The following is a 25,361-nucleotide window of genomic DNA, read 5'->3' as shown; positions in this document are numbered from 1 at the left end:
CAGAGCGTGGATTGGTGGCGTTCACCGAAAACGTCGTATTTTTCACGCCATTTTGTTGGCGATTATGACGAATAGCCCGATTCTGCATGTGCCCCTCGGCGGAATTGAAGTGCAAAGGACAGCATTCTTACGCATCGCGATCGTTTTTTTGCGTAAGGCGTCGCAATTTAATCCTAGGGTTGAAGGGCGGTCCCTTTCGATCCACTTCTAACGCGAAACATACCGCCCAATTTGAACAACAACATTTGTCGGGGCAAACGATGATTGATGAGTTGATCGATTGCGACGTCGTGATCGATCCTTCCTCTATGGATCAGCAGCGAAACGCTATCGCACCTTGGGTGTGGGGCGGCATCACCGCGTTTTGGTTCGCCAGCGTGCTGGCGTTTGCCGTTTGGATGACTGCGTACGGATTGAAAGTCGATTCGACCAACCTTGCAGACGGGTTAACGCAATGGCCTGCGATTTCACGACTCGCACACGCAGACAATACGCCCACTCTCGTGCTGTTTCTGCATCCCCACTGCCCCTGTTCTTGGGCAACCGTCCGAGAGTTGGACAAGATCTTGGACCGCAATACGGCATCCTCGGATCGTCGCATCAAGACATTGGTCGTGGCGAGTGTTCCTGGTAAAAACGATAATCAGTGGGCCGCAAGTCCGCTCTGCAAACGAGCCAAAGAGGTCTCCGACGCAGAGTTAATTGTCGATATTGATGGCCGCGAATCCGATCGTTTTGGTGTGAAGACCAGCGGAACGGTACTGCTATTTGATGAGAAAGGAGAACTTCATTTTGCGGGTGGGATTACGGTCTCACGTGGTCACGAGGGGGATAGCGTTGGCGGACAATTGCTGAGTGAACGGCTAGCCGCGCTTTCAATTGATTCGGATGGAATGATTGCTCGCGATTTTGCGATATCCCCTCCGGTATTCGGATGCAAATTGTGTTTGCCACAATCAAAGGACATCACTAACTGCTCGGTCAAGATGTCTGATGGAGCAGCGCCATGATTCATCCACCTGGGGCGTATTCGCGACGCTGCACCGACGCAGTGTTGCGTGAAGCCAATTGGGATGCCGCAGCCGTGCAAGCCCACTTTGACGAGCATGCTTCATCGATCTTTCGCCGGACCGATCGCATGTTTGCCGTGCTGATGATGCTGCAATGGGGAGTAGCCATCGCCCTGGCATATTGGATATCACCAAGTACATGGAACGGAGCCGAGCGAAGCATTCATCCGCACCTGATCATCGCGATTGTAGGCGGCGGTTTGCTGACGTGCCTGCCCGTCGCTACGGCGCTGATGTTGCCTGGTCGGACGATCACGCGGCATGTGATTGCGATTAGCCAAGTGCTTTTCTCGAGTCTACTTATCCATCTATCGGGCGGACGGATCGAAACGCATTTCCATATCTTCGGCTCGTTCGCATTCTTGGCTGCCTATCGCGATTGGAAAGTGCTTGTTGCTCCTACTTTGATCGTCGCGATTGACCATATCGTGCGAGGGATTTGGTGGCCCGAATCCGTGTTTGGGATCGCGACCGCATCCCATTGGGTTTGGATCGAGCATACAAGTTGGCTGATGTTCGAAGAGATCGTATTGCTGATTACGATTCGGCAAAGCGTTGGAGAGATGCGATTCTTGGCGATGCACACCGTGCAACTCGAGGACGCGACCCGCAATGCCGAACAAGCCAATCAGGCGAAGAGCGACTTTTTAGCCAGCATGAGCCACGAGCTTCGAACGCCATTGAACGGGGTGATCGGGATGACGGAATTGCTTGCCGATTCGCCACTGGATGATCGTCAACGTCGATTCGTCGACGCATGTCAAAGCAGTGGCAGGTCGCTGTTAAAACTAATCAGCGACATTCTTGATCTGTCAAAGATTGAAGCAGGGTGTATGGAACTCGAAGATCATCCGTTTGATCTACAACAGTTGTTAGACGACGTCATGCTGAGCATGCCAGTACGTGTCGACGCGAACCGTGTCAAAATCAGTTGCCAATTCGATAACCCGCCCGGATTGTGTTTGGAAGGTGACAGCCATCGACTGCGTCAAATTCTGCTAAATTTGCTAAGCAATGCGATCAAGTTTACCGAGCGTGGCGAGATTCAATTAAACGTCGAGGTTCAACAGCTGAGAAGCGAAAAGGCGACACTGCTGTTTTCGATTAAGGACACCGGCATTGGAATTCCTGCCGATCGCCTGGGGCGATTGTTTCAATCCTTTTCACAGGTCGACAGTTCGGTCAGCCGAAAATACGGCGGATCGGGGCTCGGATTATCGATCAGCAAATCGATCGTCGAAAAAATGAAGGGACAAATGGGCGTCGAGAGCAACGAGGGAGTCGGATCTCGATTTTGGTTTACCGCAACCTTCCGCAGAGGAACTGCGGCTGATGGCAATTCGCAATCGAAATCGCATTCGTCGTTAGATACTCCGTCAATGGATACTCAACTGCCCTCCCCCACGCACGAAATTTCAGCCCATGATATCGCCCCCTGTGATACTGCACGAATATTGGTGGCTGATGACAACGAAGTGAATCAATTGCTCGCATGCGAGTTAATTACCCGCTGCGGTTGGAACTGCGACGTGGTTGGCAATGGTGTCGATGCCCTCAAAGCACTCGACAGCCAATCGTACGACGTCGTGCTGATGGATTGTCAGATGCCGTTGTTGGATGGCTATCTGACGACAATGGAAATTCGCAAACGTGAAACGGATGGACGGATTGAATCAGGCCCCGCGATCGTGGCGTTAACAGCGAACGCGATACAAAGCGATCGGCAACGTTGTCTCGATGCCGGGATGGACGACTACATCAGCAAACCGTTTGAAATACAACAATTGCGTGAAACGGTTGGGCGACTGCTTGTCAAACGTCTCTGCGTATGAACTGGCGTGAGAGCGAATCGCGAGACATTGAGGATTTAGACCGGGGCAAGTTGACGCGTCATCCCATTTCGATTTGCGTTGCAAATGAAGCAGGAAATAGGATAAGTTATGGGAACAGCAAAAGAAAACCTATCTTCCTTGACGCATTTTCCTTACGCCGCCGCATCCGAGTGGGCAGCGAAGGAAATCAGGGGTAAAGGTTCGTCCCGTGCGATTTCAGCGACTAAGATAGTCGAAGTGGCATTCTGTATAGATTTTCAAAATTTTTGTTCGTTTCAAATCATGGCTCGAATGGCGTGAAACAATGCGAAGGCAAAGGAGTTGTGATACCTTTGTAAATCGCCGGACCTGCTGATCACTTTGCCGGCATTTCTTTGAGACTGCAATACCAAGAGTGACCGAGATTCCGATATGGATGAAAAGCGACTAACGGACGAGAGCGAATCCGAAGCGATGGATCCGGATCCGCAGCCTGTGCCCGTCGAATCTTTTGATGATCGCTTTCTTTTGCAGTCCCTGATGGACCATATACCTGACAGCATTTATTTTAAGGACGCCGAAGGACGGTTCATTCGAATCAATCGTGCCAAGGCGGATCGTTCGCGGCTCGGATCGACCGACGAAGCGGTCGGTAAAAGCGACTTTGACTTTTTTGATCCCGAACACGCTCGCAAGGCGCTCGCAGATGAAAAGGAGATTATGCGGACGCTGAAACCGCTGGTTGAATCGGAAGAGCACTTGATTTGGTCAAGTGGGCTCGAACGATGGGTCTCCACTACAAAGCTGCCACTGCAAACACAAGAAGGCGAAGTGGTGGGAACGTTTGGCATCTCGCGTGACATCACCAAGTTAAAACAGACCGAACGTGCTTTGGGAGCTGCCAAAGAGGCGGCAGAATCGGCCAGCCGAGCGAAAAGCGAATTCGTCGCAAACATGAGCCACGAGATTCGCACTCCGATGAACGGGGTGATCGGCATGGCCGAGTTGCTGCTCGATACCAATCTCAGTTCGGTACAACGAGAGTACACTCAGGCGGTACTCGAATCGGGCGAAGCGTTACTGGGACTGCTTAACGACATCCTTGACTTTTCAAAGATCGAAGCGGGCAAGGTCGAATTGGACCCCGCCCCATTCGACCTCCGTGACTACATCGGCACAATGATGAAGTCGCTCGCAGCACGGGCTCATCACAAGGGGCTCGAGCTAGCCTATCACTTCGATCCAAACATTCCCGAAATCGTCGTGGGTGACTTTGGCCGACTGCGTCAGGTTTTGATCAACCTAGTCGGTAACGCCATCAAGTTTACAGAGCAAGGCGAAGTGGTCGTCGACGTGGTGGTTGAGGACCAATCGAATCAACGAGTTGCACTCAAATTCAGTGTAACCGACACGGGCATTGGAGTTCCACAAGACAAGCTCGACACCATTTTCGCTGAGTTTGAACAGGCTGACAAATCAACGACGCGAAAGTTTGGCGGAACCGGGTTGGGGTTGGCAATCGCATCGCGTTTTGTCGAATTGATGGGGGGACATTTAACGGTAAGCAGTGAATTTGGCTCAGGCACCACGTTCAGCTTTATCATCGCGTTGCCAATCGGTGCGAAGGTGGCTTCAGAAAAGAAGCATTCAGATCCGGAATCGATTCGCGGACTTCGCGTTTTGGTCGTCGATGACAATGCAACCAATCGTCGCATTTTGCAAGAGACGCTTCAGAATTGGGGGATTCAGCCGCTGGCCGTTTCCAACGCACGCGATGCTTATGCCCAAGTCAAATCGGCGATTGAAAAGGGCAGCCCTTACAATTTGGTAATTTCGGACGTGAACATGCCGGACACGGATGGTTTCCAGTTTGTTGAATCGTTACGGGACAACATCAAACTCGCTGATACCAAGGTCATGTTACTGACTTCGGGAATGCGATCAGGAGATATTCCTCGCTGCGAACAGCTGAATGTGGCAACGCATTTGATGAAGCCCGTCAAGCAGTCCGAATTGCTCGACGCTATATCTGAAGCAGTCGGCATCACATCGCCCTCATTGGTTGCGGCGCAACCAACGCAATCACCGGACACTTCTACACTGGGCAGTTTGCAGGTACTGCTGGTCGAGGACAGTCCGGTCAATCAGATGGTCGCAATGGGGTTGATGCGAAAATGGGGTCACACTGTCACCATCGCGAAAAATGGCATCGAAGCGGTTGATTTTACGAATTCGAAAGCGTTCGACATCGTCTTGATGGATGTCGAGATGCCAGAGATGGACGGTCTCGAGGCGACACGCATCATTCGCCAACGTGAACAAGGGACATCGCAACATATTCCAATCATCGCAATGACCGCTCATGCGATGAAGGGCGACGAAGAGCGTTGCCAAGAAGCCGGAATGGACGCCTATGTCGCCAAGCCGATTCGACAACAAGCGTTGTTAGACGCGATGACCAGACTGGTTGCCGACCAAAGCAACCCCTCTCGCTAAATCACCCAGAAAGGTGAGGCACCGAGGGGCCTGAGGCACTAGCGTTTAGCTCTGGCACCGCAATGTGAAGGCAACAATTTCGATGTGACCTTGGTCATCGGTCGGAACCACGCGAACGTCAGGTGTCTCGACAGCGTGACCATGCGTCGCGACACCAGTGCCGTAACCGGACACAACCGTCATTGGGAATGCAATCGGGACGATTCTCACGGATCGCGCTTCAAATACGAATTTACTTTTTCTTACCAGGCTTTTTCTTGGCTCCGCCCGGACGCGCCGGTGACGGTGACCCTTCGGGACGCACCATTTCCGCCGTCGGACGTTGATTCGCCTTAATTTCAGCAACATGCGTGTCATAAGCGTGTTGAAGCCGTTTGACGACCTCCGGATATTGGGCCGCAACATTCGTGGTTTCGCCAATGTCAGCCACAGTGTCGTAGAGCTGTACAGGTTCGGGCGATGGCTTCCACTTGGCGTTGTCGCGATTCTGTTTCCCTTTGCCCTCTTGCCACGGATAGAACTTCCATTTGCCGGAACGAACCGTCCCCGGTCCATGCATCAGAACGTAGGCATCGTGCGGACTTTTGGCGTCCACCGCACCACTCATCAATGGCCAGATATTTTTGCCGTCGATCTTTCGCTGCGGCAACTCCCCACCACTCAGCGCGGCAAACGTCGGCATCAGATCGATCGACGCAGCAACTTCGGAACAGACCGAACCAGCGCGAATTTTCCCAGGCCACCACATCAACGTGGGCTCACGAATACCGCCGTCATACACGCTTCCCTTTTTCGCCCGCAGCGGCAGAGAAGATCCAACCGCGGCGCCATTGTCACTGGTAAATACGACCAAAGTATTCTCAGCGATTCCGGCCTGCTTCACTGATTTCAAAATCGCACCGACTGACCAATCGACCTCCTGGATCGCATTGGTGATCAGATCGTTGTCGGGATTGTCAAACGCAGGGGAGACGGCAAGCGGCAAATGCACCATCGTGTGTGGCAGATAAAGGAAGAATGGGGCATCGTTACTTTCATTGATAAACCGAATTGCTTCTTCGGTGTAACGCCGCGTCACCGTGGTTTGATCGCAGGGGTATTCTATCACCTGTTCGTTGCGAAGCAGAGGCACTTCATTTTTGATCTTGTTGCCCGCTTTCAAATCGGCCAGCGTCACACCATTACGAAGGACCATGTCGTCGGAGACTTTGTTGGCGGGATCGATCCACATGTCGTTGCTGTAAGGAATCCCATAGTACGATTCGAATCCTTGATACGTTGGCAGGCATGGCGGCAGATGCCCGAGATGCCACTTACCAACGCACGCGGTCCGGTACCCCGCCGATTTCAACATGTCCGCTAATGTGACTTCGTCGGGATGGAGCCCCCGATCACTGTTGGGAAACAACACCGCCGCCATGCTCAGACGTTGGTAGTGACATCCGGTCATCAACGCGGTACGTGATCCCGAGCAGACAGCACATCCAACGTAAAAGTCGGTGAACTTCATGCCTTCGGCAGCCATTTGATCCAAGTGGGGTGTCTTGGGAACCGTCGCACCATTGAACCCGACGTCGCCGTATCCCATGTCATCAATGAAGATCACGATGACATTAGGCCGAGAGGGTTGCGCCAACAGGGGACCGCAAAACAGAGAGCCAAATACAGCAAACACAAGCGTCGTCAGTGGTCTCATCAGGTCATTCCCATCGGGTAGGTTCAGTCGCCGTTAAGACGAAATTGTACTCGGCGTGGCTGATCGCGATGTAGTTGACGGCACTAGACACGGAAAAGTTTGAAGCAAAAACGGAAGGCTAGCGGCAAGCGTAGGGCCGCAAAACGTCTGACGTTGACACTGAATCTCGAGTGCTGCGGATATCGCTGGGCTGCAAAATATTTGCGATGTCGTGGAAATTAGGGCTGCGCAAGTTTTGTTTCGATTCTTAGTCGCGATAGCGACCGCAGGCGATAGCCCTGGACGTCAGTCCGGGGACGATGTCTTCCGCGTTTCCTGTCGTCGCGTTGCGACTCGGGTTCGCTTTGTTTTCCCAACCCCCGGACTGACGTCTGGGGCTACTACATTACGTCGCGTCGTGACTAACTATTCGCGATCAACTGAAACAAAAATAACGCAAATGGGATAGTTAAACGTGGTGTCAACAACGAATTTTTAGCAGCTTAGGCTGGCGCCATCGGTTCACAAAAACGGATAAATATTGATTCTCCTGGCCTTTGGGAATTGTTCAAGTCCGAGGCGTAGCACTGCTGGGTGCTCAGCTCGAACTTGATGCCTTACACCGCGGCGTTCGTTGGGAAATACCGTTTCAGCTTCAAGAAATGCCGTTCCAACAAATGCCAACTGGCGACCGCGGCGATGTAGGTCATTGCGAACATCAAGCCAATGTAGACGAGATGGCTGGCGATGGGATGGCCGATTGCCGAGATGAACGTGGTGGCGGTTAGGACTGCGGACAGAAGCGGTATCAAAGGGTTTTGGAAGATGTACATCGCATAGCTGTATTTCCCAAGCGATCGCAGTACCGCCAAGTTGAAAAAGCGAGCCAGCGCGTCGCTGCGTTTCGCCGTCATCAACCACACCAGGACGCATGCCCAAATCACCGGCCACAACGTATGCGGGATCGTGTACAACCCCTTACCGAACAACATCCCCATCGCGACGACTGCAACACAAGCACCGACCAGGATCGGCAACCATTTTTTTAGCGGCTCGAGACCGTGTGGATTGCGAGCGATGATGGCAACCGCGGCTCCGATCAACAGCGCGTCGACACGAAAGATTGTCAAAACGTCAGCAGCAACACCGTGTTGCGACACCAGGACGTAGCCGACTCGCGACACCGCGCTGAGTACTGCCAAACCGATCGCGACACGAAGCGTCAATGTCGGTCGGACGCAGAACAGAATGAGTGGCCAAACAAGATAGAAGTGCTCCTCCACCGCCAACGACCAAAAGTGATCGAGGTAACCGAAGCACCATTGGTTCTCGAAACTCATCTTGATGTTGACCAAATAGGTCCACAGATAAAACTGATTCTCAAGCGGGAGTGCAAACATTTCAGCCAGCTGAGGGATGAACCTTGCGCCGACCACAATTGCCGCGAGCGTGCAAAAATATAGAGGAAAAATCCGTAGACTGCGGCGGGCAATGAAGTTGCGAAAGTAGTGTGGGCGATCTCTTCCGTCGACCAAGATTCCAGTGATCAAAAAGCCCGAGAGCACAAAGAACAAATCGACGCCTCGATCCCCCTGGCTCAACAGCAACCCGATCGCTTTGCCGACCACGGTATCCGTCGGGAACTCTTTTCCGAACCGATACAGCGTCACGATCAGAACGGCAAATCCACGAAGCCCATCCAGCTCCGGCACATGCTCGCCGTGCCGCCAGACCCGCTCGGGTCGATGCTTGTTAGTTGTTTCCATTTGGCTTTATAATGTCGGATCGACTTCCAGGCTGTCGAGCCAGACGGATTTTTCGTAGCGAAACTCGCCAAGAGTTTTGGGGTGGGGCACAGATGAACGAAAGTCTTCGCGACTTTCGCTACGAAGCCTATCCCACAATATTTTCGAAGTTCGGCATTGCTTTATAGTAGTAGGATAGACCGAGCTGAGTGCGATTATAGCCGCAAACGCGTTAGTTTGTGGTGCATTGATCCCGTTGACCAACGAACCCATCTTGCCCTCTCCGGGACATCAGCGCCTCGGCTGTCGCGATCACCCAAATCTATCGATATCCGTACGCATCCAACTTGGATGGTCCGCGACGTCAATTGTGTTTGGCCACACAAACGGATTCGCAAAAAAAACCGCATTATTTCCAGGGGCGGATGCAGGATCCTCGCTTGACGTGTGATCTACTTCGAGGCTTGAAGCGAGTCGTAAAGTCGCCTCGCAGGTCGCTACGGGAACAGCCTCGATGCCGCTGAGCACTCCGACGCATCGAGGCGGCTGGATCGATCCGCATGTCTAGATCGATCGCGTCAATGCGTTGTCCGACGACTCACCGGAGGAAACCGACGTGGTGACGGCGATGTTGCGATTGAACTCAACGCGTCAGGTTGTGAAGTCGCGTTTTTCAGTAGGCCGGATCAAGCAAACGGCGACAATGCCGGATCGGCGAACGCAATTGGGAATTTCATCTCGGGCCGAGGCTCATTCGAAACGGCAACCGTTTGAGCCGATCCGGCATAATTCTGCGTCCTTAATCCGGCCTGCAACTCTTTCGAGACTCCCGCCTCGCCTTTACTCGCGCGGCAGGCGGGAGCCTGCGATTCATTGGGTACCCAGGCAGGAGCCTGGGTACCAGTGCTGGCGTTCACCAAAAATTGCCGTCTTTTGACGACCGATTATTTACTGCGGCGTGACTCGACCGCGTCGCTGAGGTCTTGCAGGATCGCGATTGTTTCGTCCCAGCCGATGCAGGCGTCGGTGATGCTCTTGCCACGGACCAAATTTCCGTCGCTGAGGTTCTGGTTGCCTTCGACCAAATTGCTTTCGATCATCACGCCCATGATGCGATTGTCGCCATCGCCAACCTGGCTGCAAATATCGCGGCACACGTAGCGTTGACGCGTGTACTTTTTACGACTGTTCGCGTGGCTGGTGTCGATCATGATTCGCGGGGTCAGGTTTGCTTTCTTTAGCAAATCAGATGCGGCATCGATACTCGCAGCGTCATAGTTCGTGTGAATACCGCCTCGCATGATCACGTGACAATCGCTGTTGCCGGTTGTAGCAAAGATCGCCGACGTGCCTTCTTTGGTGACCGACAAGAAATGGTGCGGACGCTGGGCCGAGCAGATCGCATCGACGGCGATTTGCACGTTGCCGCTGGTTCCATTTTTGAAGCCGACGGGGCATGACAAACCGGATGCGAGTTCACGATGCCCTTGGCTTTCGGTCGTTCGTGCCCCGATGGCTCCCCAACCGACAAGATCGGCGATGTATTGGGGACTTATCAAATCGAGGAACTCGGTGCCAGTCGGCAGACCCATCGCGTTGATGTCACGCAGCAAACCTCGGGCGGTTCGCAGGCCGTGATTGATCTCGAAGCTGTCGTCCAACCCAGGATCGTTGATCAACCCTTTCCAGCCGACGGTCGTGCGAGGTTTCTCGAAATAGACCCGCATCACGATCAGCAAATTGTCGTGATGCTTTTGTTGTTCCACGGCCAGCAGTTGAGCGTATTCCAGCGCCGCTTCGGGGTCATGGATCGAACACGGGCCGATGACAACCACCAAACGGTCATCTTCTTCGCGAAGCACTCGCTGAATGCCCGCTCGAGCGCTGGAGACAGTTTCCGCGACCTCGGCTTCGACCGGGATCTCGGCCATCAGATCTTTCGGTGGCATCAACTGCTTAATCTCGTTAATGCGAAGATCGTCGGTCGCTGGCGTTTGGGTTTTCTCGGTCATCGCGTCGTCTGGTTGGAATCGGATTCAATTCGAAAGCGTTGACTATCGTTGATGGACGCAAAAGATCAACCGGGGATCGAATTTGGACCCGATGCGGACAGTAAATTAGGCGGAATTGTTTGATACGACCGTTACAAAGTCGCAAAGGCAGAGGGGTGCGGCGTTGGGAAACAATGCACTCTCTTATTGTATCTAGAGCCAACTCGATCAACAGCCAGCATTTCTAGAGGTGGTTTCGGCAACCCCCGCCCGCATTTTTCGTCGTGGTTGTAGGCCGGATCAAGTCGCCCTAAGCGACGCAGATCCGGCAGATGCGAAAGTGATGGTGAATTCGTTGCCACCGCCCTGCCGGAAATCCACTCCGCTACGTTCCGTCCTACGATTGTCGCTCGTCGGATTGCTAAATCAATCATCCACGCCGAAGATAGTGGCATGGATAATCAGCCGCCAAGTGATGAAATCGTCCTCAGGACGAACCGATCAAGCGAATGTTTCGAAGCACGTCTTGTGCTGATGGCCGCTGGCATTGCTGCCGAGGCGGTATCTCGCGAAGGCACATGGTTGCTCGTCGTTGCTCGAGAAAACCAGGACGTCGCCATCGCCGAACTCGATGCGTATCAAAACGAAAACAGCGATTCCGCGCCACGTCGCCGCACCGCAGATCCCGTTTTCGAAGGAGCGACTCCGGCGGTCTTTCTGTACGCAGTCGTTCTGATGTTTGTCGCAGTGCTGGCCGCAAAATCGGCGTTTGGATTTGAGTGGTTCCAGGCCGGGCGGATGCATTCGGGCAGCGTCGTTGCGGGCGAGTGGTGGCGAATGATCACAGCTTTAACGCTTCATTTAGATGCGGCCCACTTGATGGGGAACCTGTTATTTGGAACCGTCTTTGGACTGCTTGCCGGACGATCCCTCGGAGGCGGTGTGGCATGGCTTGGAATTGTGATCGCCGGTGCGATGGGCAACGGCATGAACGCCTGGGCCCAAGCAGCGGCACATACTTCTATCGGCGCTTCGACCGCAGTGTTTGCCGCACTCGGGATGATCGTATCGCATGGGCTTCGCCGCTGGGCGTCGGCACAAGACAAACCGTTTAAACGATGGAGTCCGTTGATCGGTGGAGTGCTGTTACTGGCGTTCACTGGAGTCGGCGGCGAACGCACCGACGTGCTCGCCCACGTCACTGGATTCGTCGCAGGGTTGCTGATTGGCTGGGCTGGAAGCCGTTTGCCTGATCGCTGGTTGGCCAGCCGGTGGGTTCAGTCCGTTGCGGGAGTCTCAGCGATCACGCTGATCGCGGTCGCGTGGATCGTCGGTCTTGGTGCTGCGGGTTAACGCGCATCCTGCTTTCGCGCATGCACGGTGCGACACGCCGGTTTGCATGATCTGCTGCTGGCGATGACAATGATTCCGATCCTTAACGCCAAAACGCTCGTTCCCCGGCTCCTGCCGCAGAACCAGTGCTGCAACTTGGCTCATTCTGTTTAATCTTAAGATGTGAAGGATGATTGTGACGGAGTTATTGAAATTTGCGTTTAAAACAATGCATCTGGTATTGCGGCCATTCTCGCTGATGACTGCGTTTGCGTTTACCGTTTCCTTCGCGGTTGCTAATACCGCATACGCCGACTCACGACCCAACATCGTCGTGATTCTTGCCGACGACATGGGGTATTCAGACCCAGGTTGTTACGGAGGCGAGATATCGACTCCCAACATTGATCAGCTCGCCAATGAAGGTGTTCGCATGACCCATTTTTACAATGGTGGCATGTGCGTCGTTTCCCGTGCGTCGATGTTGACTGGTCGCTGGTGGCCGAATGCTCTGCCGAATTTCCAAGAAACGTCCCTGTTGCCAGAACGACTGCGTGAATCGGGGTATCGTTCGGCGTTAATCGGAAAATGGCATCTAGATGGCCATCCGATGGACCGCGGTTTTGATCACTTCTTTGGATTTTTGTCAGGCTTTGCCGATCATTTCGCCGGAGCCCCCAGTTACCGACTTGATCGTGAGCCGTTTACGGACTTTGGTGACAACTATTACAGCAGCGATGCATTGAGCGACCGGGCGATTCGGTTCATCGACGACGCCTCAAAACAGGAACCAAACAATCCGTTCTTTTTGTATCTAAGTTACCAAGCTCCGCACAATCCGCTGCAGGCTCCGCGTGACGACATCATGCAATACCGAGGCAAGTATGCTGCAGGCTGGCAGGCCATTCGCGAAGCCCGCTTCCACCGCCAAAAAGAAATGGGGCTCGTAGCAGCCGATGCTGTGCTTCCGTCCTATCCCCAGAACCTTCCCCAGTGGGATTCACTCAGCGACGAACAACGGGATTTAGAAGACTTGCGAATGTCCGTTTTCGCGGCGATGGTCCAGCGTATGGATCGCGGAATTGGGCGAGTCATGCAGTCGATCCGAGACAACGGGCACGGCGACAACACGCTGGTTCTGTTTCTCAGCGACAATGGAACCGATTCTTTTTCGGTGGTCGACGAAGCAATGTTGAAAATGGATCGATTGCCGGGTGATCCAGGATCGAATTGGCAACCCGGCACCGGCTGGGCTTATGCGAGCGTGACACCATGGCGAATGTACAAAATTGGCCAACACGCTGGTGGCGTCACCACAGGTGCGGTGGCTTGGTGGCCCGGTAAAACGGGCACACCTGGACGCATCGACTCTCGTGCGGTGCACATGGTCGATGTGCTACCGACCTTTCTCGACGCATTCGGCAGTGATGCCGACGACGTGGCGGGCGAGTCGTTTCTGCCGATACTCAGTGATACAGCGTGGCATCGGAAACGCCCGCTCTATTTCCAATACATGGATAATCGTGCAATCCGCACCGATCGCTGGACGTTGGCCGAAGTGGATGGAGCCGGCTGGCAACTGTTTGACACACAAAACGATCCCCTCGAGACAACGAATCTTGCAGCGGCGAAGCCTGCGGTCGTCAACGAGTTGAGCGAAAAATGGTTGAAATGGTGGTGCGACGAAAGTGGCCAGTCTGCTTACAAACCGCAATCAACTCGCAATAGTCCACACTACCGCCCTCAAGGTGACTGGGGAACAGGCGTTCGTTACACCCCAAGTGCGATGCCAAAACGATTATCAGGTCGTTACCCTGCAGTTCCGCTAGAATAACGTCAGCCGTACAAGCTTCCCCACCCGCGTCTGCCCCGCAGTCGCATTCCCCGTTTCTATTTAGGCTTAGTGAAGATGAAACCAAACCGTCTATTTCATCGGCGTCATTTTCTTGCTCAATCTTCGTTATTGACAGCGGCGATGGTCACGCCCGGAGTGTTCGCCGAAGAATTGATGCGTACGCCAGCTCAAACCGCTGGCCCGTTTTATCCTGATCGTTTGCCACTGGACACCGACAACGATTTGCTGATCGTTAACGATCAAATCAAACCGTCGGTGGGTGAGATCACTCATTTGACAGGGCGAATCCTGGACCCCAAAGGCAACCCGATTCGCAATGCCGTGGTCGAGATTTGGCAAGTTGATAACCACGGTGCCTACTTGCATTCACGTGGCGAAAGTGGTCGCGGGCGAGATTCAAACTTCCAAGGCTTTGGACGCTTTCTGACCAGCAGCACGGGCGAGTACTATTTTCGCACGATCAAACCGGTGCCGTACCCTGGTCGCACGCCACACATTCACTTTGCGGTCAAGCAAAACTCCGGAAAGCCATTTACGACTCAGTGTTATGTGAAGGGCAACGCACAAAACGAAAACGACGGAGTGCTGCGACGGATCAATGATCCAGCGGCACGCCAATCGGTAATCGTTGACTTTGCCCCGCTGGCGGATTCAAAATTGGGTGAATTGGCAGCGAAGTTTGATATTGTCCTCGGCCGTACACCCGAGGCGTAAGGCTTAATTGCATTTGTCGAAGTGCAAATCGCAGTGGTGAGCCGTGGGCCGTAAGGCACCGGGTAATGCGTGGAACCCGGACGCTCACGCGTCACGGCTCACTGAATCAACAAGCCTGCCGCCTCGACTGTCCCATTTTTCGTTTTCCCTGCATTTGTGAGCCGACGGCGCTAGCCGCGGGCCTCTTTTTATCCGCGATTTACCGTGCGGCGGCCCGCGGCTAGCGCGTTCGGCTCACGAAATGGGACAGTCGAACTAGCGATCAAACGGCTAACGGGAATTCACCCAACGATTCCTGCCTACTTGCTTAAAGCCTATTCGCCGGAATCTGTTGATTCACCAAGTCGATAGATCGCAATCGACTCGATTAACATTTCACCGACGTTTGCATGTTCGTCATACGTATTGAACGGATCGAAACGGATGCTCCGAATCGGTTTTGTCTCATTCACGCTGAACAAATATGCGTTCACTTTATCGCTTGCAGTCAACGGACGGATGCTCTGCTGTGTTCCGTTAAATCCACGCTCGGGCATCGCCCAGAAAAACTGGCTCGTTGCTCCCTTACTAGGCATCGCTCGCAATTCGATTACGAGTGTCCCGGAAACCGTCTCTGGAAGTCGCGTCGACATCTGTGAATCGTCGCCAGTGGCGACCAAGAACGCTTTACCGTCTCGCTGCTCGACTTTGACGTTGGACATGTGCGTCCACTTTTTCACATCCGCCTTGTTATCAAAATTCCATCGCACCAATTCCTTGGCATTCGTCATGTCGATGCCATCCGGATTGATCGAAGTGTCTTTGGGTTTTGACGTCACTAGACCTTTGCGCACCGGTTGCTTCGCGAAAGGCATCGTAAACTCGTAGTCACCCGACCCCACAACAAACATCGTAACCCCGCTTTTAATGCGAGGCTTGCTGACATTCACGTTATCCAAGGCGGACTTGCCTGATTCGTAAACCGATTGCGGATCATCGGTCGGCAGAACCACCGTCGCCGTCGTGTTCGCTGGAATCGTCACGCGCAAATGGAATTTGCCATCGGCGACCTTCCAATCGCTACGAATCGTGCCGCGAATCGAGTCATGCGAAGCTCGCACCCAATCGATGACATCGTACATCGCATTGCTGTTGGGCGTGGGCACATGAGGATGAATGATGATCTTGCTGTATCCCGGGCCGTCCGATTTGATTCCAGCCAAGGTATCAAACATCCACTCACATACCGCGCCAAACGCATAGTGCGAGAACGAGTTCATTGCGGCGTTGTGCCGTCCAAACGCCTCTTCTTTGGTATAGCTGTCCCAGCGTTCCCAGATCGTGGTCGCACCGTTTTCGATCTCATAGCCCCACGATGGAAACTCGCGGGATTGAAGCAAGAAGGTTGCCAGGTCGTGTTGTCCCGCACTCGAAAGCACCGGAAGCAGCGGCCGTGTACCTAGAAAACCGGTCGACATGTGGTTGCCATTTTCGGCGATCATTTTTGCAAGATGACGTCCCGTCGCTTCGCGTTGTTTCTCCGGAACAAGATCGGCAAACAACGCCAAGGCTTGCGCGGTTTGAGTGTTCACGTTGATGCTGCCATCGTCGCGAAGGTATTTCGCTTGGAAAGCTTTCTTGGTCCGCTGCAATTGGTCGCGGTACGTTTTGGCTTCCTCGCCGTGGCCGATCGCTTCGGCCATTTCGGACATCATCCGCGCCGAGATTGCAAAGTAGACAGTATCGACGTAATCCAAGGGCGTGCTAGCGCCTTGCGCCAACCAGTCGCCCCATGCGTTGCCATGAACGATGCCTAGATCGTTGTTGCTCGTCTGTTCTCGCCATTGCATGAACCGGGTCATCGGTTCCCAACAATCCTGGATAACGCGAGTGTCGCCGTAAGCTTGCCAAATCGTCCAGGGACAGATCACACCGGCATCGGCCCAGGCCGATCCAAAATCCCAACCGTGTTGAAACGGGAACGGAGCGTAGCCAGGAAACGCACCGCTTTCGCGTTGTGATTCCATCAACTCACGAAGCCATTTGGTGTAAAACGCACCGATGTCGGCGTTGTAAGCAGCCGTTCCAACGTAAGCTTGTGCGTCTCCGGTCCACCCCATCCGCTCGTCGCGTTGAGGACAATCCGTCGGCAAATCAAGAAAATTTGCTCGTTGTGTCCAGACTACATTCTTGAACAATTGGTTGACCATTGGGTCACTGCACTCAAACGTGCTCGTCATTGGCGTGTCGCTATGCATCGCCAAACCGGTCACCGCATCCAAGTCGGCTTTTCCGGGAAAGTTTGCAACTTCGACGAACTGGAAACCGTGGAATGTGAATCGTGGTTGGTAGATTTCGCCATTCGGGTCGCCTTTGCAGACGTAGTAATCCGTTGCCCGTGCCTTACGCAAATTCTCGGTCATCATCCGACCATCGGGATGCAACATCTCGGCATAGCGAATCTGGACGCGATGTCCGGCGGGTCCTTTGATTTTCAAGCGAATCACACCCGCAAAGTTTTGTCCGAGGTCAAAAACATAGGTGTCCGGTTCACGCTCGGTGATTTTTTTCGCTGGCAGTTCCTCAGTGATACGGACGGGAACGCCAGGAAACGATTCGAGTCGGGGACGTTTGAAGCCCAGGTCACGTGGTGTGCCTTGAATGCGTGTTCCACCACCGACATTTTTGGGATTATGAGCTTCGTAAAAGTCTGCGACGACGTTCTCCATGTCGCGTGCCAGGATCGCGTTGTCCCAGTTCGCGTCATTAAATCCGGGTGACGACCAGCCCGGCATCTCTTTACGGGCGTCATAGGATTCCCCCATCAACAGATCCGCCTCTTGAATTGGCCCGTCCGCGGTGACCATCCAAGTCGCGTCGGTGCTGATCGTAGCTCGCGTGCCGTCGATATATTCGACTTCCATCTGCGTCATCAATGACGGGGTTTTGCCGTAGTTCCACCTTCCCTGGCGTTCGGTCCCCATGCCGGTTAACAAGCCAAAACCCACATACCCGCTGTACCAACCGTCTGCGACCCGAGCACCGATGACGTTCTCGCCACGTTTGACCAAATCAGTCACGTCGTACGTGTTGTAGTACGCCCGTTGGCGATAATCAGTCCAACCGGGTGCAAAATACGCGTCACCGACTCGCGAGCCGTTGATCTCGAGCTCGTAGATTCCCAGTGCGGTCGAATACACCGTCGCACGTGCCACTTCCTTTTCAGAGGAAAACGCTTTGCGATACTGGCGAGCCGCCGGCAAATATAGCTTGCTGGTGTCTTTAGAAATTGATGATGAGTCTTTGTACGAGATGTACTCGGCATCCCAATCGGATTCTTCTAGCAGCCCCATTGTCCAGAATGCTGTTTCGCTCCAATCCGAAGCGATGCCATTGCGATCCCAAGTGCGGACTTTCCAATAACACTTTTGCCGTGACGAAAGCGGTTTTCCATCATATTGGATGTGCAGTGTTTCGGACGACGAAACTTTTCCCGAATCCCACAGATCGGGCAGGTCGGTCGCAATCAACTTGGCCGATGATGCCACTCGGATTTGATAAGCCGTTTGCGATTCCCCTCGCTGATCCGAAGTGACGATCCAGTTCAAACGCGGGCGAAGTGTGTCGATCCCGAGTGGATTGACTCGATATTCGCAGCGAAGTGATGAATCAGAGACACTCAAGCCTGGCTCGGCCGCTGTCAGGCGTCCGCCAGCGATGAGAAGAGTCGCCACGAGTGAAAACAAGGAAAGACGTCGGAAGACGTTGGGCTCGATTTGCATATTGTCAGAATGGGTGGGTGAAATGGGAGTAGGCACGAACGCAGCAACACGCCCGTCGATTCGAAAGCCTGCGGGGCCGGAAGCGAGCTGCGGTGTATATAGGGGGGTAAAAGCCCGGGACATCACCGTATTGCAACAATGGTCACCGGCTCAATGTGGATGACTAAATCTCGACGCTCGGTTCGCTGCCAGGGTGCAGTTCTTCGGGATCAATATCGCGGCTCATCCAGAACGGTGTCGCAGCGAACCAAACTAGGGTTCCTATCAATGCCGATGTTTTGACGACACTCAGATCGATCAGGCCGGCGAAGCAGAGAACACTTGGAACGATGGTCGCCGCCAGTGCTAGCAGCGAAGCCACTTTGAATACGATTGGATTCATTGTTTTTCTCGTTGATGAAGGGGCGGCAATTAATTGGCGGTAACTTCACTCTCAGGCGATTGAAGCATTTTGCTGAGAGCGAGGTACAGGATTCCGCTGATGATCCAGCATGGGATAACGGCGTAGGCGGCGAACAGGTCACGAGCGAAGATCAAGTAAAGCCCGACGAAGACCGGCAATAGCCAGGCAATTAGCACAGCCATGTTGACCGACTGGCTGCGACGCGCTGCATACTCGTCTTGCAATCCGAATCGCTTCATCAGGTGGTAGTCGACGAAAATGATTGCCCCCATCGGGCCCAGGACTGTGCCGTACGTACCGACGAATCCGAGTAGCTGGGCGGACAAGTTTGGAAACGCCCCGGCCATGGTTGCGACCGCTCCGGCCACCAATGTCATCACGGTGCGAGAGCTTTTTGGGAAAATGCCCTGGAACGCCAAGCCAGCTCGATAAATGGTGGGGTTTGCGGTTGTCCAACCTGCGATCACGACACAAATAATCCCGGTCCAACCGAGGGCTCCCCAAGCCAACATGCCAGGGTTGGCCGAGTCGTTTTGGGAGAGTTTGATCTGTGCTGCCAACAGAAGTGCCGCAGCAATCCAGGCCATGTAATGACCAAGGAACATTCCGACCGCAGGAGCCCAACCCGAAGAGGGTTTTCGTGCAAAGCGGAAGATCGACAAGTCGGCCATCCCAAAATGCATCGCTCCGTTGCAAAGCCACGCAAAAATCACGATTTGTGAGAATGTGAACGGCTTCTCACCACTCTTTGCTTGGACAAACGCAACTGCATCGCTCCAGTATTTGCCTTCGGAGAGAGCTTCGCTACTGGTCGCTCCCATTTGGATTAATGACACGATTCCGCACGCAGCGAAAATGCAAATCATCCAGGGAGCCGCGATGTTTGCGACTCTTGCCACCGTTTGGTACCCCGCTGCGGCAATCACTGCCATCACGATCCCTACGATGACAACGAGCGCTGTGAACGAGGGAGCACCGAAGCCAAACGTTTGCTCCGGAACGGCATAGTGAATGTCAAATGGCACACCGACCGCACTGGCCGATACCGTCACCATCGCTCCGGCTAAGAAGCAGAACAACACGCCATTGACGACGTTGTAAAGCTTGACGAGTGACCCGCCCGCGATCCGTTCTAATTGGTAATAAAGCGTAAATCGTTTGGCGACCGCAATCGGAGTGACAAGGTAACGCCACGTCAGTACCGCCAAAATGTTGCCTAGCAGTAAACCGAGGATCAGATCGGCGAGGCTAGCTCCGGCGGCCAAAAATAGCGGGCCGATCATAAACTCGGTGCCTGCTGCGTGTTCGCCAGCGTACATGCCCCAGAATTTCCCAGCGCCCAATAACGCTTTGTCAGGCACTCGTTGGCGTTCGTACTCACCACCAGTATGTTCTTCAGCGGCGTGTTCTTCAGCGGCGTGGGCCGAGGCTTCGTTCATCCAGTTGTTTCCTTCGCTTTGGGTATCTCTAATCTTTAAAGTAAGCGGCCATTGCTGAGCATCATGCCGCTTTGTCGCTGATCGCTCAGCATACGAAGTAAATACATGTCGTAGTGAATCTTGCTAAAGATCCTCGGGGTGGGATCTTTACCAAGCTCCACTACGGAACATCCATGAAATCTTTACCGGTGGTGGGCACGAAACGGCGAAAGGACGTCTTAGGCCGGAGTCGACTCATTGGTCCGTGACGAAAGCGTACTTAATTCATACTCACGCACCTTTTCGAGCCACTCGGCGCCCACGGGAACGCCAGCCGTTTGGCAGTAATAGTCCCAGACGGCGGCAAACGGCATCGATTTCAATTCTTCCATCATCGCCAATCGCGATGTGTAATCGCCATCGTGTTCGAATTGTTGAAGCGTCTGAGTCGGTTCCAACATCGCCATCAAAAGAGCTTTCACCACATTGCGTGTACCAATCGCCCACGCTGCTATGCGGTTGATGCTGGCGTCGAAAAAGTCGAGGCCGATGTGCACGCGATCCAGATGTTTTCCTCTCACAATTTCGTGAGTGATCGCTTGCAGTTCGTCACTGAACGTGACCACGTGATCGCTGTCCCAACGCACCCCGCGACTGACGTGCAGCAGCACTTCGGGAACATACATCAATACGGACGAGATTTTGTCCGAGATCACTTCGGTGGGATGAAAGTGTCCGGCGTCAAGACAAAGTAGCTTCTGACGTGAAATGGCATAACCAAGATAAAATTCGTGCGAGCCGACCACGTAGCTCTCTGATCCGATGCCAAATAATTTGCATTCTACCGCATCGAGCGTATGGTCGCTGCTAACCGGTTCGGCAAAGATTTGATCCAATGATGCGGCCAAGCGTTCACGTGGCGATTTGCGATCCGCAGGCGTGTCTTTATAGCCGTCGGGAACCCAGAAATTATTGATGCACGGGTTGCCTTGTGCCTTGCCCATTTCCGCGGCAATGTGACGGCACGCGATCCCATGATCGATCCAGAATTTACGAACGCCCGCGTCCTGATGCGAAAGAGTAAAACCGTCCGACGCTTTTTCATGAGCAAAGAAGGTAGGGTTAAAGTCGAGGCTGACGCCTTGCTCTTTGGCCCATTGAATCCAGCCTTCGAATTGGGCAACTCCAATTTCATCACGATCAACTTGACCGTGGAATTCCCCGTAGCAAGCGTGCAAGTTCAAACGATGATTGCCGGGGATCAGCGAATACGCCATCTGCAAGTCTTGACGAAGTTCATCGGGCGTACGAGCGCGGCCAGGGTAATTACCCGTAACGGCCAAACCGCTCCCCAATTCGCTGCCGTTGTCCTCGAAGCCTGCGACATCGTCCCCCTGCCAACAATGCAGCGAGATCGCAACCTTTTGCAATCGCTTGATCACTTCGTCAACGTCGACTCCAAGCGACTCGTAACGCTCTTGCGCCAATCGGTAAGCGGTTTCAATGTTTGCAGACTTGACCATCGCGGATGATTCCTCAATCTAAATAACGAGTCACAATCAGGGTGGAGCCTTGTGCGACTCGGGCTCAAAAAGCATTCGTTTCTCGAATAGACCTCTTAAGCCTAGTGGTTAATAATTAGACAATAACGTAGGTTTTGGGTCACTACCTTCACTATCGTGACATTTATTAGCACAATAGTGCCACCAGTGCCGATTCTCTTCTCCTATTTTGTGGCTTGATCGGACATTCGCAATGCCCCCGAATCAAAACGCGGGCGAAACCACCATGCAAATCCTCAAAAACGAAGACTGGTTTCATGAGGACGGGTTTCCCATCGCTGTGGAACGCCGTGATCCGCAAGAAGCGTTCGGAATCCATACACACGAATTCTCTGAGATCGTTGTCGTTACCGGCGGTGAGGGACTGCACGTGACCGGTGAAGACTCGTGGCCGTTAACCACGGGTGACGTGTTCGTGATCGGCGGATCTCGGCCCCATGACTATTTGAACACAAACCGATTGCAGCTAACCAATATTTTGTTTCAACAGGAAGCACTGACGCTGCGATTGCACGATCTTCCCTCGTTACCGGGATACCACGCGTTGTTTCATCTCGAACCCGCGTGGCGCCGACAGCATCAATTCAAAAGTCGGTTGAAGGTGACGAATACGGAACTTGCCACCGCCGTGGATTTGATCCGCCAACTCGACAGCGAACTGCGTGATCGAACCAGCGGGTTTCAATTCATTGCAACCGCAACCTTCATGCAAATCGTTGGACATCTTTCACGATGTTATGGACGAACAAAGAATGTTGATTCTAAATCGCTTTTGAGCATCGCCAATGCAATCTCGCATTTGGAGAGTCACTTTACCGAACCAATTCAATTGGATGACTTGATTGAATTGTCCCAGATGTCGCGACGAAGCTTTCTGCGGGCATTCGAATCAGCGATGGGATGCACGCCGATTGCACATTTGATACGGTTGCGAATCGACCGCGCCGCACAATTACTGCGCACGACGAACAAAGGAGTCACCGAGATCGCATTTGATGCAGGCTTCAACGACAGCAACTATTTCTCGCGTCAATTCCGCAAAACCATGCAGTGCAGCCCTCGCGAGTATCGCAACAAGTCGTCTTTCGCCGAATAAATTTGCTCACGCATAAACACGCTCTGCCATCAGCACTCCATCCGCTTCGCTCCCAGGGGCGTAAAACGTGAGGGCCGCTGTCGACGAGGTCAAGATTCCAGCGTCGTGCCGCGGCGGATGGCCCCTTTGCCGAAACGATCGAGTATCGAATCGGTCGCCTGGTCCACTTGCGCGTCGCGACTACAGTTGTCATCGAACAAATCGAGCTGGCGAGTCCGTGAACTGACCAGCGAACTCACTCCCATCCCGACCAGCCGAACGGGTTGATGAATGCGAATCCGAGTGAGCAAAGTGTCACGTACGGTTTCCCACAACTCGTTGGTCGAATTGCTGGGCGAAGCCAGCGTGGCCGAGCGGGCGAGCGTCTGAAAATCACTGAACCGCAGCTTCAACGTTACCGTGTTGCAATAGCGATCATGCCGACGCAATCGGCGGCCTACCTGCTCGGTTAATCGCAACAGGATCGCTTGCAACACTTCACTGTCCGAGACATCTGCGTGAAAGGTGGTCTCGTGCGAAATCGATTTGGCTTCGCGATCGGGTACCACGGCACGGTTGTCTCGCCCCCACGCCAATGCGTACAAGTGATTTGCCGACCCGCTGCCCATGGATCGCGTCAATTGATCAATATCCGCGTTTCGCAGATCCGCAACACGATAGATACCGATCTGCCCTAAACGTTCTTCAGCCCGCTTGCCGACTCCCCAAATTTTGTTGATCGGAAGCGGGTCTAGAAAATTGTGGACCTTGTCGGCTTCGACAACCGTGAATCCTCGAGGTTTGGCGTGACCACTGGCGACTTTGGCGAGAAATTTATTGGGGGCAACGCCCACCGAAGCATTCAGACCAAGTTCACTCAGGATCGCTTGCTGGATTTGTCGCCCGATCTCGATCGCCGAACCGAACAAAGCTTGGCATCCCGTCACATCAAGAAAGGCTTCGTCGAGCGAGAGTGGTTCGACAAGCGGTGTGTAGCGATTGAATATTTCGCGGATTTGACGCGAGATAACCGCGTACACTTCCATTCGAACTGGCACGACAACGAGGTGATTGCATCGCTGGAGTGCTGTTTTCATTGGCATCGCGCTGAAGACGCCAAAACGACGTGCTTCGTAACTGGCAGCCGCCACCACGCCCCGGCCCGTTGCGCTGCCACCGACCACGATCGGTTTGCCACGTAGCGAAGGGTTATCACGCTGTTCCACCGACGCATAAAACGCGTCCATGTCGATATGCAAAATCATGAGGCACAGTCTAGCGGATCGAGCCCGTCTTGTATTGCACACATTAGGTCGGTTCCAATACGCTCCATCGCCTGGGGACAGCCCAAAGGGATTGAATTGAGCGTTTTCATCTGAGCCGCCGGCGCTAGCCGCGGGCCCTTCGATTTTGTTGGGGAATTGCCCGCGGCTAGCGCCGTCGGCTCACAAAGTTCACGCATTCGGGGCATTCCGACTCGGGGCGTATTGGCGCGAATGGCACTCGTGAGGAAATCTGCAGTGGAATTTGACCAACTGACTCACTTTTTGAAGATCGCGCAAACCGCAAACATCACTCGGGCTGCCGAGGAACTCGGGTTGTCGCAGCCTGCGGTCAGTCGATCATTGCAGCGATTAGAGGAGGAGATTGGTCAACCGCTGTTCGAACGTCAATCACGAAAAATGGTGCTGACCGACGCGGGAGAACTGTTGGTCAGTCGGGCTCGCCAGATCATGTCGATTATCGATGACACACTCAGCGAGATCACCGATGACGGCCAATCAGGTCGGATACGGTTGGGAGCCATTCCCACGATCGCTCCCTATTTCCTGCCCGGATTGTTACACCAGTTCGCGTCCGTGTTCCCCAAGGCGAGACTACTCGTCCAGGAAGAACCCACGCAAAGTTTACTGCAACGGTTGACGCAGGGTGAATTGGATCTAGCGATCCTGGCGTTACCCATCCCGGCCAAGTATCTCGAAATTGACAACCTGTTCGAAGAGGAATTGCACCTTGTGATGCCGGCGGGACATCCACTGAGCCAGAAGAAGCAAATCAGATTGGCTGATATTCAAACGCTGCCGTTCGTGCTGCTTGATGAAGCCCACTGTCTATCGAACAACATCGTTTCGTTTTGCCAGCAACGGGCATTCCAGCCAGTTTCGATGGAAAAGACGAGTCAGTTGACAATGGTGCAAGAGCTCGTATCTCTCGGGCACGGCATTTCGATGGTGCCGGCGATGGCACGAGCGATCGACAAAAGCAAACGACGTCTCTATCGTTCCTTAGCCAGTCCGAAGCCAATGCGAACGATCGCGGCAGTGTGGAATCCGTATCGATTCCAAAGCAGACTACTGCAAGAATTCCGCAAAGCGATCCATCAATATTCGGCGACGTTCACGAAGTAAAGCCCAGTTGTAGCCAAGGTCAACTTCAGGGAATTTGGTTCGAAA

Annotated in this window: 18 protein-coding genes; 8 read left to right on the top strand and 10 right to left on the bottom strand. The window is 53.6% G+C overall.

Annotation, left to right across the window (positions count from 1 at the left end; genetic code table 11):
• The first annotated feature begins 260 nt into the window (after positions 1 to 260).
• From SH528x_RS18700 to SH528x_RS18690, 3 genes are all read left to right on the top strand, one after another.
• On the top strand, positions 261 to 1,010 hold the full coding sequence (locus SH528x_RS18700) for a hypothetical protein (RefSeq protein WP_442511986.1): 750 nt from the start codon (positions 261 to 263) through the stop codon (positions 1,008 to 1,010).
• A complete protein-coding gene (locus tag SH528x_RS18695; protein ID WP_442511985.1) occupies positions 1,007 to 2,902 on the top strand; it encodes an ATP-binding protein in 1,896 nt (631 codons plus the stop codon). Before SH528x_RS18700 ends, SH528x_RS18695 begins: the two co-directional genes overlap by 4 nt.
• Before the next feature lie 411 nt (positions 2,903 to 3,313).
• The gene (locus SH528x_RS18690) at positions 3,314 to 5,377 is read left to right on the top strand and encodes a response regulator (protein WP_442511984.1); all 2,064 of its coding nucleotides are present in this window, start codon (positions 3,314 to 3,316) and stop codon (positions 5,375 to 5,377) included.
• A gap of 45 nt (positions 5,378 to 5,422) precedes the next feature.
• Here the strand turns inward: SH528x_RS18690 and SH528x_RS18685 are convergent, their stop codons facing one another.
• The 5 genes from SH528x_RS18685 to SH528x_RS18665 all read right to left on the bottom strand — a co-directional run bounded on the left by SH528x_RS18685 (position 5,423) and on the right by SH528x_RS18665 (position 10,809).
• On the bottom strand, positions 5,423 to 5,587 hold the full coding sequence (locus SH528x_RS18685) for a hypothetical protein (protein WP_442511983.1): 165 nt from the start codon (positions 5,585 to 5,587) through the stop codon (positions 5,423 to 5,425).
• 22 nt (positions 5,588 to 5,609) lie between these two features.
• The gene (locus SH528x_RS18680; RefSeq protein ID WP_442511982.1) at positions 5,610 to 7,073 is read right to left on the bottom strand and encodes a sulfatase family protein; all 1,464 of its coding nucleotides are present in this window, start codon (positions 7,071 to 7,073) and stop codon (positions 5,610 to 5,612) included.
• A 596-nt stretch (positions 7,074 to 7,669) separates the two neighbouring features.
• Positions 7,670 to 8,818 carry an acyltransferase family protein gene (locus SH528x_RS18675; RefSeq protein ID WP_442511981.1) on the bottom strand — a complete coding sequence of 383 codons (1,149 nt, stop codon included), beginning with the start codon at positions 8,816 to 8,818 and terminating at the stop codon, positions 7,670 to 7,672.
• Between the two features lie 665 nt (positions 8,819 to 9,483).
• Positions 9,484 to 9,714 carry a hypothetical protein gene (locus SH528x_RS18670; protein ID WP_442511980.1) on the bottom strand — a complete coding sequence of 77 codons (231 nt, stop codon included), beginning with the start codon at positions 9,712 to 9,714 and terminating at the stop codon, positions 9,484 to 9,486.
• 27 nt (positions 9,715 to 9,741) lie between these two features.
• Positions 9,742 to 10,809: a 3-deoxy-7-phosphoheptulonate synthase gene (locus SH528x_RS18665; protein ID WP_442511979.1), complete on the bottom strand. Its 1,068-nt coding sequence runs from the start codon at positions 10,807 to 10,809 to the stop codon at positions 9,742 to 9,744.
• Between the two features lie 432 nt (positions 10,810 to 11,241).
• Between SH528x_RS18665 and SH528x_RS18660 the strand changes: the two genes are divergently transcribed.
• The 3 genes from SH528x_RS18660 (at position 11,242) to SH528x_RS18650 (ending at position 14,689) form a co-directional block, all read left to right on the top strand.
• Complete coding sequence (locus SH528x_RS18660; RefSeq protein ID WP_442511978.1) at positions 11,242 to 12,141, top strand: rhomboid family intramembrane serine protease; 900 nt, start codon at positions 11,242 to 11,244, stop codon at positions 12,139 to 12,141.
• A gap of 208 nt (positions 12,142 to 12,349) precedes the next feature.
• Positions 12,350 to 13,954, top strand: coding sequence for an arylsulfatase (locus tag SH528x_RS18655; protein ID WP_442511977.1), 1,605 nt, complete (start codon positions 12,350 to 12,352; stop codon positions 13,952 to 13,954).
• Positions 13,955 to 14,029: 75 nt separating this feature from the next.
• Positions 14,030 to 14,689 carry a dioxygenase family protein gene (locus SH528x_RS18650; protein WP_442511976.1) on the top strand — a complete coding sequence of 220 codons (660 nt, stop codon included), beginning with the start codon at positions 14,030 to 14,032 and terminating at the stop codon, positions 14,687 to 14,689.
• Positions 14,690 to 15,003: 314 nt separating this feature from the next.
• Here the strand turns inward: SH528x_RS18650 and SH528x_RS18645 are convergent, their stop codons facing one another.
• The 4 genes from SH528x_RS18645 to SH528x_RS18630 form a co-directional block, all read right to left on the bottom strand.
• On the bottom strand, positions 15,004 to 18,450 hold the full coding sequence (locus SH528x_RS18645) for a family 78 glycoside hydrolase catalytic domain (protein WP_442511975.1): 3,447 nt from the start codon (positions 18,448 to 18,450) through the stop codon (positions 15,004 to 15,006).
• Positions 18,451 to 18,613: 163 nt separating this feature from the next.
• Complete coding sequence (locus tag SH528x_RS18640) at positions 18,614 to 18,832, bottom strand: hypothetical protein (RefSeq protein WP_442511974.1); 219 nt, start codon at positions 18,830 to 18,832, stop codon at positions 18,614 to 18,616.
• 29 nt (positions 18,833 to 18,861) lie between these two features.
• Positions 18,862 to 20,292, bottom strand: a complete 1,431-nt coding sequence (locus tag SH528x_RS18635) for a hypothetical protein (RefSeq protein WP_442511973.1) — start codon at positions 20,290 to 20,292, stop codon at positions 18,862 to 18,864.
• A 218-nt stretch (positions 20,293 to 20,510) separates the two neighbouring features.
• A complete protein-coding gene (locus tag SH528x_RS18630) occupies positions 20,511 to 21,794 on the bottom strand; it encodes an L-rhamnose isomerase (protein WP_442511972.1) in 1,284 nt (427 codons plus the stop codon).
• Between the two features lie 265 nt (positions 21,795 to 22,059).
• Between SH528x_RS18630 and SH528x_RS18625 the strand changes: the two genes are divergently transcribed.
• A complete protein-coding gene (locus SH528x_RS18625) occupies positions 22,060 to 22,929 on the top strand; it encodes a helix-turn-helix domain-containing protein (RefSeq protein WP_442511971.1) in 870 nt (289 codons plus the stop codon).
• A gap of 89 nt (positions 22,930 to 23,018) precedes the next feature.
• On the opposite strand, the gene dinB is transcribed toward SH528x_RS18625, so the two are convergent.
• Positions 23,019 to 24,215 carry a DNA polymerase IV gene (gene dinB, locus SH528x_RS18620; RefSeq protein ID WP_442511970.1) on the bottom strand — a complete coding sequence of 399 codons (1,197 nt, stop codon included), beginning with the start codon at positions 24,213 to 24,215 and terminating at the stop codon, positions 23,019 to 23,021.
• Between the two features lie 213 nt (positions 24,216 to 24,428).
• On the opposite strand from dinB, the gene SH528x_RS18615 reads away from it, so the two are divergent.
• On the top strand, positions 24,429 to 25,316 hold the full coding sequence (locus SH528x_RS18615) for a LysR family transcriptional regulator (RefSeq protein ID WP_442511969.1): 888 nt from the start codon (positions 24,429 to 24,431) through the stop codon (positions 25,314 to 25,316).
• The last annotated feature ends 45 nt before the right edge of the window (positions 25,317 to 25,361 follow it).

It is taken from the genome of Novipirellula methanifontis, assembly GCF_052161655.1.
Lineage (GTDB): Bacteria > Planctomycetota > Planctomycetia > Pirellulales > Pirellulaceae > Novipirellula.
This window is presented reverse-complemented; position numbering and strand designations above follow the sequence as displayed.